This is a genomic window from Burkholderia sp. SIMBA_062 (assembly GCF_046534765.1).
Lineage (GTDB): Bacteria > Pseudomonadota > Gammaproteobacteria > Burkholderiales > Burkholderiaceae > Burkholderia > Burkholderia ambifaria.
This window is the reverse complement of sequence record NZ_JAWRYD010000033.1, coordinates 13,287-29,873: the sequence shown is the minus strand read 5'-3', so window position 1 is coordinate 29,873 and position 16,587 is coordinate 13,287. Positions and strand designations below refer to the sequence as shown.

At 61.9% G+C, this 16,587-nt stretch carries 12 protein-coding genes and 1 tRNA gene; 9 read left to right on the top strand and 4 right to left on the bottom strand.

Features of this window, described 5'->3' with window-relative positions; translation table 11 throughout:
- Positions 1–158 precede the first annotated feature (158 nt).
- On the top strand, positions 159–1,520 hold the full coding sequence (locus tag SB786_RS28275; RefSeq protein WP_410730362.1) for an MFS transporter: 1,362 nt from the start codon (positions 159–161) through the stop codon (positions 1,518–1,520).
- On the top strand, positions 1,507–2,556 hold the full coding sequence (locus SB786_RS28270; RefSeq protein ID WP_410730361.1) for a lactonase family protein: 1,050 nt from the start codon (positions 1,507–1,509) through the stop codon (positions 2,554–2,556). Before SB786_RS28275 ends, SB786_RS28270 begins: the two co-directional genes overlap by 14 nt.
- 79 nt (positions 2,557–2,635) lie before the next feature.
- Here the strand turns inward: SB786_RS28270 and SB786_RS28265 are convergent, their stop codons facing one another.
- Positions 2,636–3,673 (bottom strand): AraC family transcriptional regulator, encoded by a 1,038-nt coding sequence (locus SB786_RS28265; RefSeq protein WP_410730360.1) that lies wholly within the window; start codon positions 3,671–3,673, stop codon positions 2,636–2,638.
- A gap of 226 nt (positions 3,674–3,899) precedes the next feature.
- On the opposite strand from SB786_RS28265, the gene SB786_RS28260 reads away from it, so the two are divergent.
- A complete protein-coding gene (locus SB786_RS28260; RefSeq protein ID WP_410730359.1) occupies positions 3,900–5,012 on the top strand; it encodes a fatty acid desaturase in 1,113 nt (370 codons plus the stop codon).
- Positions 5,013–5,053: 41 nt separating this feature from the next.
- Here SB786_RS28260 and SB786_RS28255 read toward each other — a convergent pair whose 3' ends face one another.
- Complete coding sequence (locus SB786_RS28255; protein WP_410730358.1) at positions 5,054–5,674, bottom strand: HAD family hydrolase; 621 nt, start codon at positions 5,672–5,674, stop codon at positions 5,054–5,056.
- A gap of 218 nt (positions 5,675–5,892) precedes the next feature.
- On the opposite strand from SB786_RS28255, the gene SB786_RS28250 reads away from it, so the two are divergent.
- The 6 genes from SB786_RS28250 (at position 5,893) to SB786_RS28225 (ending at position 14,044) form a co-directional block, all read left to right on the top strand.
- Positions 5,893–5,983, top strand: a tRNA-Ser gene (locus SB786_RS28250).
- 843 nt (positions 5,984–6,826) lie between these two features.
- Positions 6,827–9,334, top strand: coding sequence for a type VI secretion system Vgr family protein (locus SB786_RS28245; protein WP_410730357.1), 2,508 nt, complete (start codon positions 6,827–6,829; stop codon positions 9,332–9,334).
- Positions 9,335–9,394: 60 nt separating this feature from the next.
- Complete coding sequence (locus tag SB786_RS28240) at positions 9,395–12,217, top strand: hypothetical protein (protein ID WP_410730356.1); 2,823 nt, start codon at positions 9,395–9,397, stop codon at positions 12,215–12,217.
- A gap of 61 nt (positions 12,218–12,278) precedes the next feature.
- The gene (locus SB786_RS28235; RefSeq protein WP_410730355.1) at positions 12,279–12,623 is read left to right on the top strand and encodes a hypothetical protein; all 345 of its coding nucleotides are present in this window, start codon (positions 12,279–12,281) and stop codon (positions 12,621–12,623) included.
- A 597-nt stretch (positions 12,624–13,220) separates the two neighbouring features.
- A complete protein-coding gene (locus SB786_RS28230) occupies positions 13,221–13,796 on the top strand; it encodes a hypothetical protein (RefSeq protein WP_410730354.1) in 576 nt (191 codons plus the stop codon).
- Positions 13,793–14,044: a PAAR domain-containing protein gene (locus SB786_RS28225; RefSeq protein ID WP_175759544.1), complete on the top strand. Its 252-nt coding sequence runs from the start codon at positions 13,793–13,795 to the stop codon at positions 14,042–14,044. The genes SB786_RS28230 and SB786_RS28225 overlap by 4 nt, the downstream gene beginning before the upstream one ends.
- A 143-nt stretch (positions 14,045–14,187) precedes the next feature.
- On the opposite strand, the gene SB786_RS28220 is transcribed toward SB786_RS28225, so the two are convergent.
- Both SB786_RS28220 and SB786_RS28215 read right to left on the bottom strand, forming a co-directional pair.
- Entirely contained in the window at positions 14,188–16,203 is a 2,016-nt protein-coding gene (locus tag SB786_RS28220; RefSeq protein WP_410730353.1) for a sodium:solute symporter family protein, read from the bottom strand.
- A 3-nt stretch (positions 16,204–16,206) separates the two neighbouring features.
- Positions 16,207–16,551 carry a DUF4212 domain-containing protein gene (locus SB786_RS28215; RefSeq protein ID WP_410730352.1) on the bottom strand — a complete coding sequence of 115 codons (345 nt, stop codon included), beginning with the start codon at positions 16,549–16,551 and terminating at the stop codon, positions 16,207–16,209.
- Between the last annotated feature and the right edge of the window lie 36 nt (positions 16,552–16,587).

Sequence of the window (16,587 nt, the reverse complement as noted above, 5' to 3'; positions counted from 1 at the left end):
CATGATATTCCCCAATATTTGGGCATATCCCGGGTAAACCCGCGACGTCACACCTCGAGCTACGGCGTACCATGTCATACGACGACATACTACTTAAATCACCATCCCGACGCCGACGCGGGCCGCCGCCCCGTTCGCCGCCCGACCGGAGACAACCCTTGACCTCACCCGCCCTGCCCGGCCGCGACCCGCTCGCGTCCGCCGTTTCGAAAGTGAAGTGGCACGTGCTGCCGCTCGTGCTGATCATGTTCATCGCGAACTACATCGACCGCGTGAACGTCGGCTTCGTCGACCGCCACCTCGAAGCGTCGATCGGTATCGGCGCGGCCGCGTACGGGCTCGGCGCCGGCCTATTCTTCGTCGGCTACGCGCTGTTCGAAGTGCCGTCGAACCTGCTGATGCAGCGCTACGGCGCGCGCATCTGGCTGGCGCGGATCATGGCGACGTGGGGCGTCGTCGCGGCCGCGATGGCGTTCGTGTGGAACGACACGTCGTTCTATGCGCTGCGCTTCCTGCTCGGCGCGGCCGAGGCCGGCTTCTTCCCCGGCGTCGTGCTGTACCTGTCGCAATGGCTGCCGCCGCAGGAACGCGGCAAGGCAATGGCGATCTTCCTCGGCGGTTCCGCGTTCGCGTCGGTACTGTCCGGGCCCGTCACCGGCGCGCTGCTGTCGATCCACGGCTTCGGCCTGCAGGGCTGGCAGTGGATGTTCCTGATCGAAGGGATGTTCTCGGTCGCGCTGTGCGGCGCGAGCTGGCTGCTGCTGAAATCGCACATCCGCGACGCGACGTGGCTCACCGCCGACGAACGCGCCGCGCTCCAGAACGCCCTTGATGAAGAGCGCGTGACGCGCGACGTGCGCTCGAAGGTCCACGTGTCGGCCACCACGCTGCTGCGCGACCCGCAGATCATGCTGTTCTGCTTCCTGTATTTCGCGATCCAGCTGACGATCTACGCGGCCACCTTCTGGCTGCCGACGATCATCCGCAAGATGGGCGGCCTCACCGACTTCCAGGTCGGCCTCTACAACACGATTCCGTGGATGATCGCGATCGGCGCGATGTACGGCTTCGCGGTGCTGTCCGCGAAGTGGAAGCATCCGCAGCGCTGGCTGTCGTTCGCGCTGGTGCTGGCCGCGTGCGGGCTGTTCGCGTCGACGTCGCACGATCCCGTCTGGTCGTTCGCGTCGATCTGCTTCGCCGCGCTCGGCTTCAAGGCCGCGTCGTCGCTGTTCTGGCCGATCCCGCAGGGCTACCTCGACACGCGCGTGGCCGCGGCCGTGATCGCGTTGATCAACTCGATCGGCAACCTCGGCGGCTTCGTCGCGCCGACGGCATTCGGCTATCTGAAGCAACATACGGGTTCGATCACGGGCGGCCTGTATGCGCTCGCGATCGCGTCCCTCGCCGCGGCGGTCGCCGCGCTGTTCGCGCGCACGCACCGGCGCAGCGATCCGCCGCGCGGCCTGCCGGCCGACGAGTCCTTCACGAACACCGCGATGCTCCGCCATGCCGAACACTGATCGCCTGACCGTCGTCGTCTCGAATGCCGTCGACGGCAACCTCGCCACGTTCTCGCTCACGTCCGACGGCGCGCTCGCGCCACTCGCCCGCTACCCGGCCGGCGACGCCGCGATGCCCGTCGCCGTGCAGCCCGATCGCGCGCGGCTGTATGTCGCGACGCGCGGCGAACAGCCGACGATCGTCGCGTTCCGCGTCGCGGCGGGCACCGGCGCGTTCGCCCGCATCGGCGCGACCGCGATCGACGCGAGCCTTGCGTACCTGTCGCTCGACCGCAGCGGCCGCTGGCTCCTCGGCGCGTCGTACGGCGGCAATTCGCTGAGCCTCTACGACGCCGCACGCATGCGCGACGGCGACGGTGCGCCGCTGCAGGTCGCGCACGGCATCGCGAACGCGCATGCCGTCGTCGTGTCGCCGGACAACCGCTTCGCGTATGTGAGTTCGCTCGGCTCGGACCGGATCTTCACGTTCGCGCTGGTCGAGGATGCCGGCGGCCTGCGTGCACTCGAACACGGCGAAACGCGCGTGCCGGGCGGCTTCGGGCCGCGTCACCTGCGCTTCGCGCGCGACGGCCGCGCGCTCGTCGCGGTCAGCGAATTCCAGGCGACGGTCGCGACCTTCGTCCGCGACGCCGACAGCGGCCGCCTCGGCGACGCGCAGGTCAGCGCGCGGCACGCGGCCGTCGCCGACCTCCCGCAAGGCCACGCGCGCCCGCCCGCGCCAACCGTGCCCGCCGTGTGGGCCGCCGATCTCCACCTCACGCCCGGCGAGCGCTTCGCGTATGTCAGCGAACGCACGTCGAGCCAGTTGCTCTGCTATCGCCGCGCCGCGGACGACAGCTTCGAACCCGCGCACGCGACGCTCACCGAAACGCAGCCACGCGGCTTCGCGATCGATCCGTCGGGACGCTGGCTCGTCGCGTGCGGCGAACAGTCGGAATACGTGTCGGTCTACGCGATCGCGCCGGACGACGGCACGCTGACGTTGCACGCGCGCGTGCCGGGTGGGCGCGGCGCGAACTGGGTTGCGATCGTCTGATGGGTCGAATGACGGATGGATCGACACCGTGCGCACGGCCGGCGTCGGCCGACAGCGGATCGCGCCGCCGGGCGCGCCGTCAGCGCCGCTCGCTCGGCGCGACGCCGGTCCAGCGCTTGAACGCGCGCGTGAAATTCGCGCGGTCGGTATAGCCGACCCGCGCCGCGATCTCGTCGACCGGCAGGCGCGTGCCCTCCAGCAACCGCAGCGCATCGCGCAGCCGGATCTCGTCGAGCAGCGCCGAATAGGTCGCGCCGAATTCCGCGAGCTTGCGTTTCAACGTACGCGCCGATACGTGCAGTTCGCGCGCGACGTCGTCCACCGACGGATAGCCGGCGTCACCGCAGATCAGCAGGTTGCGCACGCGCTCGACGATGCTTTCCGCATAGCCGAGCCGCGCGAGCTCGGCCTCGCATTGCTGGACGATCATCTGCGCGGTCGGCGCGTTCGCGGTGCCGATCGGCTCGTCCAGCAGCGCGGCGTCGCAGCGGATGCGGTTCGCGCTCGCGTCGAAATGACAGCGCGGCAGCCGCGCGCGATAGCGCTCGAACCACGGCGGCTCCGGCCATTCGAAATGCAGCTCCGCACGCGACTGCAGCGTGCGCCCCGGCGCGGGATCGAGCAGCGAGTTGAACAGGATCGCCGTCTCGACCAAGAAGTTTTCCACCGCGAACTGGCGCAGCCGGCCGAGCGCAAACGCCTCGAGCACGTCGATGTCGACGATCCCGTCGAGCTGCGTGAGCCGCACCGAAAAGAACGGCACGCGGGTCGGCAGGTAGCGGATGCCGAGCGCGATCGCTTCGCCGAGCGTCGCGCAACTCATCAGCCCGAAGCCGATCAGCCCGGATTTCGTCAGGCTGCTGCGCAGGCCGATCTCGATCGCGATCGACGGATCGTTCGTCGCGTCGAGCAGGTTGAACACGATCGCCGCCTGCTGCAGCGGCGTGATGCGTGCATCAGGCTGCGCGAGCCGCTCGCGCGCGACGCCGGAGCCGGTGAGAATGCGCTCGCCCTCGATGCCGCGCTCCTCGGCGAGCATCAGCATGAACAGCGCATACGCGGACGATACCGTCGCCTTGTTCAACTGGCGCGCGGCATCCGGGACGGACAGGGCCATGCGGCGGACTCCGGTGCGGTTTCGGCGGATTGTAGCGTCGCTGGCCCGCAATGACACCACGGCGGCACTCTACCCGCGCGGGGCCGCATCGGGCGCCGTCGCGCCGCCAACGGTGGCCCGAAATGACACCATGATTGGCACCGACGGCCCTCGTGTGCGCGACCGGGTGCGCCTATGCTTGTCATATCGGCATTGCGCCCCACTCTTTCCGCAGGGATTCCGGTCGATGAGCCAACCCGCACGAACCGTCTTTCGACACGACGCCGACAAGGTCGCGTATGTCCGCCGCGAGGTGAACGCCGCGAGCGACGCGATCCGCGCGCGCTTTCCGCTGCTCGACAACCAGAACCTCGTTGGCGCGACCGTGATGGCCGTGTCGGTCAGCGCGATGCTCGCGATCGCGTGGCTGTATGCGCGCGGCGCAATCGCGTGGTACGTCGCGCTGCCGCTCGCCGCGTTCGTCACGTCGCTGATCCACGAACTCGAGCACGACCTGATCCACCTGATGTACTTCAAGAAGACGCCGTGGGCCTATCACCTGATGATGGCGCTCTGTTGGCTCACGCGGCCGGGCACGATCAACCCGTGGACGCGTCGGCGCATGCATCTGCATCACCACAAGGTATCGGGCGGCGAATCGGATCTCGAGGAATTCGGCATCACCAACGGTGAACGCTGGGGCGTGAAGCGGCTGCTGATGATCGCGGACGGGATGCTCGCCGTCGTGTTGCGACCGAATGCGATGCGCCGCAAGGTCAAGCAGTACGTCGCCGCGCAGTCGGCGCAGGATGCGTCCGAACGCGCGCAATTGCGCGTCGAGCAGGTGTCGTCCTATATGCCGATCGGTCACGCGTACTACGCGCTGTGGCACGCGTTCATCGTCTATCACGTCGGGCTGTTCGCGCTGCATGCGTTCGGCCATGCGATCACCGTGCCGGCCGTCGTCGAGCGTGGGATGCACACCGTCGATTTCCTTGCGGTCGTGTGGCTCGGGCCGAACTTCGTGCGCAGCTTCTGCATCAACTTCGTCAGCTCGAACATGCATTACTTCGGCGACATCGATTCGCGCAACGTGATCCAGCAGACGCAGGTGCTCAACCCGTGGTGGATGCTGCCGTTCCAGTTGTTCTGCTTCAACTTCGGCAGCACGCATGCGATCCATCACTTCGTGGTGCGCGATCCGTTCTACATCCGGCAGTTGACTGCACGCACCGCGCATGCGGCGCTGCGTGAAGTCGGCGTGCGGTTCAACGATGTCGGCACGTTCAGGCGGGCGAATCGCTGGGGCGCGTATCGTCCGACTCGCGGGATGCGCAGCGTGCAGCGGGTCGACGCGTAACGGCGGCGCGCGGCCGGCTGCCCGGCGCTCGCGTCAGTCCATCAGTCGCCGATCGGCGGCATCGGTCCGCGCCCGCGGATCCATGCCCAGTTCGCGAGTTCGGCCATTTCCTTGTCGCCGCGGCTGTCGCCGTAGGCGAACAGTTTCGCGGGCGCCCGATTTCCCCACCAGCCGCGCAGCCGCACGACCTTCTGCGGGCCCCAGCAGTTCTCGCCGTTCAGCCGCCCGGTGAACCTGCCGCGCTCGAATGCGAGGCGCGTCGCGAGCACCGTGTCGATGCCCGCTGTCTTCGCCCACTTCTCCAGATACAGCGACGGCGACGCGCTGACCAGCACGACTTCGTGCCCGCGCGCGCGATGCTCGCGCACCCGTTCCAGCATGTCCGGACGCACGAGGTTCGGCAGATAGCCGTCGACGAACCGGCGCGCGAGCGCATCGAGCGCGTCGTCGCCCATCGGGCCGAATGCAAACCACGCGAACTTCGCCTTCGCGTCGCCGCGCGACAGCAGGCCCGCTTTCATCGCGACGATCCACGGCAGCGCGCGTAGCCCGGCCCACGCGAAGCGCGGCGTGCCGACCGCGTAACGGACGAAATGGCGGAAGCTGTCGGTGGTCGTGATGGTGCCGTCGAAATCGAACGCGGCGACGATGCGGTCAGTCATGGGGAGGCGGGGAAGCGATGAGATGCCGGGGAAGATAGCAGACTCGGGGCCGGGTGCCGGTCATCCCGGGTCAGGTCGAACGCGGCGATGATCGCCGCGAGCTCGCGTACTGCGGCACGGACGCGCCGGCCATGGATACCGGATTTCCGGCAGCTTACAGCCGCTCGTCGAAGGGGGTGGCGGGAGGCCGCGGGAGTTTGCTATACTCTCGGTCTTCCGGAGAGATGGATGAGTGGTTTAAGTCGCACGCCTGGAAAGCGTGTATAGGTTAATCGCCTATCGGGGGTTCGAATCCCCCTCTCTCCGCCAGAATCAGTGCGAAAGCCCCGCAAGATCAATCGATTTGCGGGGCTTTTTTGCAAGATGCGACGTGACGTCAAAACGGGTCGGCGCCCTGCCGATGCTTTCGCGACCACCATGACAATGGTCCACTCGTCACAAAGTTGTCCGCTCCGGCCGTCGCGCATGCTTCGTCCTCGAAGCGCCTAGAGTCGCGCAGATTTGTACGTTCTAGTCCGGCTGCCTGACCTCGTCGGCCGACACACTCTCCATATACGTCCCCTGCATTCAATGGCGTCGCTCTGCCAGGCCCCTCGCGTACCTTCCTGCAATCGGGACGCCACGCCCCACCGCTACTGTCTCGATCGACAGCAATTCGCGTGTCAATTCGGCAAGTCCCCGGAATTTGATCGCTCTGTAGTTCTGGCGGTGTGCGAACTTCATTGCCTCGGGACATCCGCCCTCTCCGGCAATTCTTCGTAGCCTGATGAACATGAGGACATGTCCTAGCCGAATCGCCAATACATGGCGCGCTGCCAGAAAAAACAATGATTCGAGTTTTCATATCGCAGTCATTTTCAAATTGAAACCAGACGCATTTCGATAAGCGACGAAAATTCACAAAAAGACGCTATCGACAGCTTGGAGTAAACCTTCAAAGATCGTTACCGCAGAGTTATCGTTTCCGAACTGCCTTTGGTATGATCTTTCGCGCCATCGATCCAGACGCTCTGGCGAACCGTGATGCTCAGCTGAAATATCATTGAAATATGTTGTTATTTATTTGAAAGATTGGGTTGCAACGCTGACGCATGCCGGCGTTCGGATGCCCAGCGACGATCGAGCGCGTTTTTCATTGAACGGGGTGACCGCATGAGCGGGGAAGTATTGCTGAAGGCACTGCGTGGCGGACACGCGCAATTCGATCGCATCATCAAGCTCGACACGCCGCTTGGCGATGACTGGCTCGTACCGTTGTACGCCAAGATTCACGCGCGACTCGGACGCAACTTCGAGGTAGTCGTCGATGCTTCGTCTGTCTTGGGCGACAAAATCAAGCTTAATGCGCTGATGCTGCAGCCCGTCACGCTCTGGATTTGGCAGTCGGACTCTACCTATTTGCCCATCCACGGCTATGTGCAACGAGCGCGTCGTCTTGGAAACGATGGGGCTGTCTCCTACTTCCAGCTCGAATTCTCCTCCTGGCTGAGTTTTCTGAAACTCAGCAGCGATCGGCGCGATTGGCAGGAAGCAAGTGGCTGGCAGATTCTCACCGACGTATTCGACAAACATCCGCAGGCTTCTGGCAACTATGGACAGGAACTGCGCACGGCGATGCGCTCGTATTCGCACCGGGTGCAGTGGGAGACCGACTGGAATTTCGTGCACCGGAGTCTGGAGGAAGTCGGCGTGTTCCCGCGCTTCGATTTCGCAAAGGACGGCAAATCGCACACGGTCGTCATGATGGACGACCTGTATTTCGGGCCATCGCTGCCGAATTCGGAGATGAAGTTCAGCCATGCAGGTACCGACGAGGATTTCGACGGACTCACCCAGTTAAGCGAACAGCAGGACGCACAAAGCGCGACGCTGACGCTCGGCACCGCCGACTACAAGCGTCCGGACCTCGACAAACAGGTCAGTACGCCGGCGGCAGACCTGGAGGATTTACCCGGCCAAGGTGAAGACTATCTCTATACCGGCTCACAGACCTGGGCGAAATCCGACATCGGGCAACAGCAGGCCCGCATCCGTACCGAGGAATGGGCCTCGCGAGCAAAGCGCTATTTCGCGATCGGCAGCCCGCGCTATGCACTACCCGGCTACTGGTTCAAGGTGTCGGGACATCCGGTTCTCGATGCCCTGCCGGCGGAAGAGCGCGAATTGTCGATCATCGCGAGCGACTGGCTGATTCAAAACAATCTGCCGGGCCTGGATGCGCTGACGCGGTTTCCACGCAGCCTGCGCAGCGAGATCGAACAGGTCCAGGCGGCTGGGACTGGTGCGACCGTGAGTCACCGCGATGGCGGCGTCGGATTTTTCCACGTCGAGATCGAGGCGCAACGCCGCAAGACTCCGTTCCGCAGCCCGTTTGAGCATCAGAAGCCGGAGACGCATCTGCAGACGGCAATCGTCGTGACTGACAGCGACGAAGAAATCCTTACGGACGACGGCAACCGTGTGCGGGTCCGGACATCGAACAGCCGGAACGACCGCAATACGAAGTCGACGTCATGGATCCGTGCGGCAATGCCGGACGCCGGCGCGAAGCGTGGCGGCTACTTCCCGTTACGCAAAGACGACCAAGTGCTCCTGGGATTCGTGAATGGCGACTGCGACCGGCCGGTGATCATCTCGAGACTGCATGGTGGCGCGACCATGCCGGTATGGCATACGCACGGTCTGCTGTCCGGATTTCGGTCCCGCGAATATGGTGGCGACGGCTTCAACCAGCTCGTCATGGATGACTCGAGCGGTCAGAATCGGGTTCACCTTTACTCGTCGAGCTACAGTTCTCATCTGCATTTGGGCTACCTGATCGAGCAGAGCGACAATACGCGGGGCTCGTTTCTCGGCAGCGGGTTCGACCTGAAATCCGGCGCGTATGGCGCAGTACGCGCCGAGCAGGGCCTGTATGTGTCGACGCAGCCGGCCACTGCGCAGCCGTTGAACGTAACGGCCGCGACCGAGCCGCTCGCCGGAGCGGAAGCCGTGCTCGAAACCGCGTCGAAAGCGAGCGAAACGAACCGTGCCGAAAGCCTCCAAGACGGGCAGGCGGCGCTGAAGTCGTTCACCGACGCAACGCAGCGCACGGTCGCAGGCTCGACCAGCGGCGGCCGTACGGCTGGTGGCGGCACAGGCAATGCGAACGGCTTTTCGAAGCCAGTGATGCTGCTGTCGAGCCCCGAAGGCATCGCTGCGTCGACGCAGCAATCGGTGCACGTCACGGCGAACCAGCATACGAACATGGTGGCCGGCAAGAACGTCAACCTGGCGGCCGGCAAGTCGTTGTTGGCAAGTGTGCTCGACAAGATCAGCCTGTTTGCTCAGAACCTGGGGATTAAGATTTTCGCGGAAAAGGGACCGGTGGACATTCAAGCGCAAAGCGGCCCGGCTTCCCTCGTTGGCCTACAGGACGTGAAGATCGAAAGCGCGGACGGGAGGTTGATTCTCACCGCCGCGAAGGAAGTGTGGATCGGCGCCGGTGGCTCGTACATCAGCATCAAGGGCGGTTTGATCGAGAACGTGACGACGGGACAGATTCTGGAAAAATGCGGGAATTGGGACAAGCCGAGCGGAGCGAGCGGGACGATTCGCGATCCGTTGCAGGCGACGCCGGTGTCGACCGACGGCGGGCGCGGCTCGTTGTTCTCTGGCTGATGTAGCGCGGGGCATTGTCCGAGCAGCAAGAAAAACGAGAAACGAGAGATTCCGAGAAACATGAGCAAAAGCCACCATCCCCCGAAGCACGCCGCACCGGCAAAGACGACGGATGTACCTAGCACCCCGGCGACCACACAGAACACATCTGCGACACCGCCTTACACACGGCTGCGGTGGGCCTTTCCTTTCACGCCGGTCGGGCAGGATGACCCAACTAATCCCATGACCTACATGAAGGCTCTGGCGGCCGCTGAAGACGGGTTCTATCCACTGGGCGCGAACGGCATGTGGCACGGCGGCATCCACTTCGACCAGAACACGGCTGCGCAGTTGAAGCAAGGCGACGGCATCCGCGCGATCGCCGATGGCGAAGTCGTCGCGTACCGGCTCGACAGCAAGTATCCGGAACAGGACTACCAGGACGGACGGCACGCGCTGTATTCGACGGGCTTCGTGCTCGTCCGCCATCGGCTGCAATTGCCGCCACCGCCACCGCCCCAGCCACCGAAGACGGATACAAGCAACAATTCGGCTACCTCATCCCCTTCAACTGCAACTGCGGCACCGACACCAGCGCCCGCAGCGGCAGCGGCAGCGAGTGCCAACAAGCCGGCACCAGGCGAAGTATTGACATTCTTCAGCCTGTACATGCACACGATGGATCACGACAGCTACCAAGCGGCGGCGGAACAAGCGAAAGTAGCCCAGGTCGATCCGTCGAAACTGAACATGAATCCGATGCCGTATTGGGAAGGCGACCGTTACTATCGGGTCGGCGACAAGGCCAAAGACCCGCAGGAAGTGCCGCGGCCAAAGGTATCCGTGCCAAGTAATCGCGATGTGCTTGGGGAGTTCATCGCAAGCGATTTCAAGAAGGTGCCAGAGCCGGTAGCAGATACGAAAGACACGACGCCACTCCCATCCCCTATCACTGGCCTCCGCATCCGCGATCTACCGAACGGGAAGATCATTGGCATCCTGCCGCGCGGAGCGGAATTGACTGTCGCTACTGACGACCAGACAAAAGCGAAACCGGGCTGGGTAAAGATCAATGTAATCAAGTCCGGCACACCGGCCAGCGCGGTCGTCGGTCAGCCGGTCTCGCAACATGCGCCGTACGGGTATGTGTACGAGAAAGAACTAGACCCGATCGTCGATCCCAAGCCGCTGAACACGGTCGTCGTGCTGAAGGAGCCGTATACGGTTAAGGCCGGCGATGTCATCGGTCAGCTCGGCCATTATCTGCGCTACCCGGACGCGAAGCTGCTGCCGCCGAAGCCGACCCGGCCGCTGCTGCACCTGGAAGTGTTCGCCGGCCCCGACCTCGAGGCTTTCATCAAAAAGAGTCGGGCTCGGGCGAAAGAACGCCCCCCGGAAAACACATTCCTGGAAATCTCGCCGGGAGCGCTGCTGATCACCAACTTGCCCGAGCCGGATCAGAAACTGCAACCCGGCACCAAGCTTGTAGCCCTCGCCGCCAGCGCAAAAGGCAAGTGGATCAAGGTGCAACCGAAAACGGCGGCGCCGGTACATGGCAGCCGCCACGCGAAGCCGGTTTTCAACGACTCCGGTACTCCTGTTTGGGTCGAAGGCAGCTTCGCCAACACGACGACTACCGCAATCGTGTCGGGCTGGAAGGATTTCCCGCTGAACTTCTCGAACGCGAAGGGGCCGGGCGCTGATTTCCGCGATGTATTCCGGCGAGTCGATTTGGAAAAGAACGGCGACGCGAACGTCGCGATCGACGACAAGAAGAGGCACTGGTACTACGTGACGATCGGCACGAAGGACGGTAGCTCGCGAGCCGGCTGGGTCTGCGAGCAAAATCCTCCACTGGTCCGCACGTGCGGAGCGTGGGACTGGCCGGGCTTCGAACTGGTCGACAACAGCAGCATCCAGCCTGTGGACATGCTCAGACGCTACATCCACGTCGCCGAGCAGTTTCTGGCCGATGAAGACAAGACCGAGTTTGAAACGAGTGCGGCAACGGTCAACGCAAGCCCCCTCATCTCGAAGCTCGAGAAGGCAATTGACGCGAACCACGACGGGAAGGTGACAGCACAAGAGCTGAAGCACGCGCAGGAAACACAGTGGTCGGCAGAAGCCCTCTCCCATCTCGTCGTACGCTGCGAAAGCGAATGGGGGGGCGGCCTGGGTAAGTGGGAAGCGTTGTCGCCGCTCATGAAGAAGCTGCTGTGGTTATGGAGGGCCGAGATTGAACGGATCGGAAAATTGCAGTGGTGGGAGCAGGTCGTCGAAAAAAAGGTGGATGGTTTCCCGAATGAGCCCACCCCATGGCATTTCCATCCGATTGGGTTGATCGGCAATTTCATTAATTCGGCAATTAGCGATAAAGCCCTCACCTTGACCGCGAAAGATGTGCTTGATTTGAAGAAAACACTGCAAACTGAATGGGTGCAGTTCGCTGGCGATATGCAGGCTAAAGGGATAATTGATACGATCCTGAATCGCGTAGCGTCTGGCCGCCTTGGGCCCGGCCAAGATCATTTCGGAAGTACTGTGTCGGCGGCAGTCAATCAGTACAATCAATTTTCCGACGTCAATGGACCTATCGCAAGAAAGCAGCATCATCGATCAACAGTCGAACAAATCCCTGTCAGCGAAATTAGCCAGAGAGTCAATGATCTGGTGGATTCTTATTTGCGTGATCGAGAGAACGGGGAACCTTCTTCTGTTGGTACCAATCTAAATTACGCAAACCCAAATTATTCAGACGCAGTCAACCTGCCGTGGATCAATGCATTGTCGGGACCGCGTTATGGAAAAGGGACCGCAATGCACTATCACGGGACCACACCAGGACTGGAGCCATATCGCCCCGAGCCATATCCTATTGTGTTGATTGGAGGGAGCGAGTAACGTCAACCATGAAATTCGAAACGATAATTTATGTTGCCCTGCAAATATTGAGATTGACGCAATGAAAAAGACATTAGTGGCAGTTTTATCATTATTGCTTTTGTTTTCGACACATCTGGCGTCGGCCGAATCCATTTATGGAAAAAAAGTAATACTGGGTCACTCTTACATTTGTCATTTTGGAAAATACGGGATTGTTACGATTGACACTCGCGATCCCGGGGCATCAATAACCATTGGCAGCATTCGCCACCCTGCAAAGGATGGCAGCTATTTCTATCAAACCGATGATGGAAAGATTGCAATTGCATTTAATCCGAAAATGACTTCTTGGACGTATCTGAGCGAGGAAGATCCGGATGGAATCACCGACTCTCATTGCAAGGTTCGCGCCAACAAGAAATGAGAGCGATATAGACGACGCGCCACGTCAAACGTAGCTTCTTCGACCGGAGGGTTTTTCTTATTTCGCGACCTAGATTTGCTGGGAATCGTACTTCTGCATGAGCGAGACTTCGCCTGAGTATGATGAACTCTGCATTCCATTGACGGAATGCCAACGGTTGGACCTGTTTGATCCTGAGGCCCGATGCCGCCTCACTCCTTCGTCTCAGTTTCAAGTGCAACACCTTGCCTGAGTCAAGGTGTTGCACTTGAAACTAGAGACTAAGGGGGCTGCTCCACGGATCGAAAGAAAGTGTTCGTCGTAGTTTCGTCGGCGCGCGTAGGCATGGAGTTCAAGGCCAAGTATATCGTTCACTACAATGAAAATTACGCACGATGGTTTTCAACCGACGTAAATGCACAGGCCGTTTACACAAAAACACTCGAGTCCATAACACCTCGAATCGCAAATTCATTTCAGTGACCCGACATGAGAATCGTTGATAAAATCGTAACACTCGCCCTCCTTCTGACGATTTCATGCGGAGCCTATGCATCAGCTGACATCTGCAGAAGCGAATTGAGGGAGTTAGTCGTGCCTCCGCTTGAGCACGTTGCAATGAGCAAGAAAGATATCCAAGCTGATATTGAAGACGTGTCTGATGGGGTCTATAGCGTCAGGCTGTATGTCGCAGCGGATAGCCCCGACAATCTTGACAAACAAGTATCCATCGGTTGGGTGAATTTGGATACAAATTCGATGAAGGCGTTGGATATAACACGAGACCCCGAACATCCAGACGTTCTAAAGGTGAACGAGGCAAAATACCAAAAATTCATTTCGGATTGTATTCACAAACCATCGAAGGCAGCTTCGAACTGCGACGAACTCAACAAGCATGCCACGAAGCTTGCTATTGACATACCTCAATCGGAAAGCGGGATGGCAGTTGTTGGAAGCGGTCGCCTTCAGTTCTATTCAGCACCAGATTACGCGTGCAAAACGCCAGGAGTTTTTATTTTGACTGGGGAATCTGTCAATGCGTACACTAGCTATCATGGATTCACCTTTGTCGCTTACCAAAATTCGAAGAAAACCATCCCCGTTCGCGGCTGGGTAAGAAGTAACCGACTGCGATCCAACAGTCTGGACACTGCTCCGCGGCAACCCGCTGTTGGCGAAACCACCAAATGATGAATCTCATCCGCATCGGGGACGACACCGACCACGGCGGCAAGGTAGAAACCGCCTCCACGACCATGCGTTTCGACGGCCGCTATGTCGCCCGCAAGGGCGATCGCGTGTCGTGCCCACAACATCCCGACGTGTCGCCTAACCTCATCGAGGAAGGCGATCCATCGATGACGGATGACGGAATACCGATCGCACGGCACGGCCATCGCGCGACGTGTGGCTGCCATCTGATTTCGAGTCTCCTCTAACTGACACTGTTGCTCGATCGATGTAAAGCGATCATCACCGCATCTCCGCGTTGCTTGTCTTCGGTCACAGACGAAAGCGTGAAGCCGCTTGATTCTCTCGAAATCAAGCGGCTTTTCTGTTGATGCGACGACACACTCGCCCCTCACGGATGCCGAATATAATCCACCAACGCCCTTGTATATTCATCCGGCTGCCGATCGAGCAAACTGACCACGATCGCCACCACAAACCCCGCCGGCACCCCGAACACGCCTGAACTGATCGGCTCGATCCCGAACCACGTCCGCCCCGCAAATCCTGTCAACTGCGTGAAATAGGGGTACGTCGACACGATGTAGTACACGCACACCGCAAGCCCCGTCACCATTCCGGCGATCGCACCGCGCGTTGTCGTGCGTTTCCAGAACACTCCCAGCACGAGCACCGGAAAGAAACTGGACGCCGCGAGCGAAAACGCCGCACCGACGAGAAACAGAATCTTCCCCGTATTGAGCGACGCGACATACGACGCGAACAGCGCGACGCCGAGCAGCAGCACCTTCGAGACGGTCACGCGCCGCTGGCTCGATGCGTCGGGCGCGACCATGCAGTAATAGACGTCGTGCGACAACGCATTCGCGATCGTCAGCAGCAATCCGTCGGCAGTCGACAGCGCCGCGGCCAGCGCACCGGCCGCGATCAACCCCGACACGACATACGGCAGCCCCGCGATCTCCGGCGCGGCCAGCACGACCATGTCCGGTTGCATCTGGATTTCCGACCAGTGGACGATGCCGTCGCGAATCACCTCGACGACGCTGATCAGGTCCGGTTCGAAGTGATGCCACTGCGTGACCCACGCGGGCAGCTCGGCGATCGGCCGCCCGACGAGGCTGGTGAGAATTTCGTACTTGATCATCACCGCGAGCACCGGCACGCTCAGGTAGAACAGCGCGATGAAGAACAACGTCCAGCCGACCGAGCGCCGCGCGGACGCCACCGACGTCGTCGTGTTGTAGCGCGTGAGGATGTGCGGCAGGCTCGCGGTGCCGAGCGACAGGCACAGCAGCAGCGCAAGAAAATTCCGCTCGCGCGGCTTGCGCTCGTCGTCGCTCGCGGCAGGAAACGGCTCGTGCATCGGCACGGGCGGCTCGGCGCGTGCCAGCAGGTCGTCGCGCGCCTGGGTCCAGATCACGCGCGCGCCCGTCGGGTCGCGCGGGAAGTCGGCCAGCTCGCGCTCGCGCTGATTGATCTCGCGCAGCGGCCCGTTGTGGCGCCGCAGGTCCGCAAGCTGGTCGACGAGTTGCCGGCGTGCGTCCGCATACGATCCGGGCAAGCGATCGAGCTGCGCCTGGACGAGCGCGGCCTGCCGGCGATACGCATCGCGCACCTGCTGCTCCTCGGCCGCGTCGCGCACCTGCGCCTCGCGCGCCGCCACACGCTCCATCAGCTTGCCGTAATTGAACTGCGGCACCGGCCCGAGCCCGTTCTTCATCGCGATCAGCGACACGGGGATCAGGATCGCGCTGATCAGGATGATGTACTGCGCGACCTGCGTCCACGTGACCGCGCGCATGCCGCCGAGAAACGAGCACACGAGAATGCCCGCGAGCCCGCAGAAGATGCCGATCGCGAAGTCGACGCCAATGAAGCGCGTGGCGATCAGCCCGATCCCCTGGATCTGCGCGACCAGATAAACGAACGAGCACAGGATCGCCGCACCGGCCGCAAGCGCGCGCACGGCCGTACTCGAAAAGCGCGTGCCGAGAAAATCGGGAATCGTGTAGCGCGCGAGCTTGCGCACGTACGGCGCGAGCAGGAACGCGACGAGGCAGAACCCGCCCGTCCACCCCATCACGTAGGCGAGCGCATCGTAGCCGGTTGCGTAAAGCGAGCCGGCCAGACCGATGAACGACGCCGCCGACAGCCAGTCGGCCGCGGTCGCCATCCCGTTGAACGCGGACGGCACGCGCCGCCCGGCCACGTAGTATTCGACGAGATCGGACGTGCGCGACAGCAGCCCGATCACCGCATACACCGCGATCGGCACGAACAGGAATACGTAGCCAATCCAGACGCCGGAGCCGGCCGCGCGCTCGATCCGCCACAGCAGCAGCACGAAGCCCAGAAAGCCGAGCGTGTAGAGCGCGTACGCGCGAATCAGTCGATGCGTCAGCATGGCTCAGCGGGCATGGTGCGAATTGCCCGCGTGCGCGGCATGCTCGTCGTACGCACGCCGCAACGCGCGGTCCGCGCGCTGCATCAGGCCGATGTAGACGACGATCAGCACCAGATACACGAGAATCGCGCCCTGCGCGCCGACATAGAACGGCAGGCTGAAACCGGCGAAGCGGATGCCCGCGAGCGCGGGCGCGAAGAACGGCACGACGAACGACACCGTGAAACCGATCGCCATCAGCACCAGGATCAGCGCGACGTTGAAGCGCCAATAGCGCGCATGCGCGCGCGCGAGCGGCTCGGGAACGGGCGGCGGCGCGGCACGCGCCGGACGGGACGGAACGGTCATGCCGTTATTTAGCAAAAAGCCCCTGCGCGGACAATC

What these genes read in the sequence shown, in the direction of transcription:
- SB786_RS28265 (WP_410730360.1), bottom strand. Translation starts at nt 3,673, where the DNA reads ATGGCCCTGTCCGTCCCGGATGCCGCGCGCCAGTTGAACAAGGCGACG.
- SB786_RS28245 (WP_410730357.1), top strand. Translation starts at nt 6,827, where the DNA reads ATGAGCGGGGAAGTATTGCTGAAGGCACTGCGTGGCGGACACGCGCAA.
- SB786_RS28235 (WP_410730355.1), top strand. Translation starts at nt 12,279, where the DNA reads ATGAAAAAGACATTAGTGGCAGTTTTATCATTATTGCTTTTGTTTTCG.
- SB786_RS28225 (WP_175759544.1), top strand. Translation starts at nt 13,793, where the DNA reads ATGATGAATCTCATCCGCATCGGGGACGACACCGACCACGGCGGCAAG.
- SB786_RS28270 (WP_410730361.1), top strand. Translation starts at nt 1,507, where the DNA reads ATGCCGAACACTGATCGCCTGACCGTCGTCGTCTCGAATGCCGTCGAC.
- SB786_RS28220 (WP_410730353.1), bottom strand. Translation starts at nt 16,203, where the DNA reads ATGCTGACGCATCGACTGATTCGCGCGTACGCGCTCTACACGCTCGGC.
- SB786_RS28230 (WP_410730354.1), top strand. Translation starts at nt 13,221, where the DNA reads ATGAGCAAGAAAGATATCCAAGCTGATATTGAAGACGTGTCTGATGGG.
- SB786_RS28255 (WP_410730358.1), bottom strand. Translation starts at nt 5,674, where the DNA reads ATGACTGACCGCATCGTCGCCGCGTTCGATTTCGACGGCACCATCACG.
- SB786_RS28240 (WP_410730356.1), top strand. Translation starts at nt 9,395, where the DNA reads ATGAGCAAAAGCCACCATCCCCCGAAGCACGCCGCACCGGCAAAGACG.
- SB786_RS28260 (WP_410730359.1), top strand. Translation starts at nt 3,900, where the DNA reads ATGAGCCAACCCGCACGAACCGTCTTTCGACACGACGCCGACAAGGTC.
- SB786_RS28215 (WP_410730352.1), bottom strand. Translation starts at nt 16,551, where the DNA reads ATGACCGTTCCGTCCCGTCCGGCGCGTGCCGCGCCGCCGCCCGTTCCC.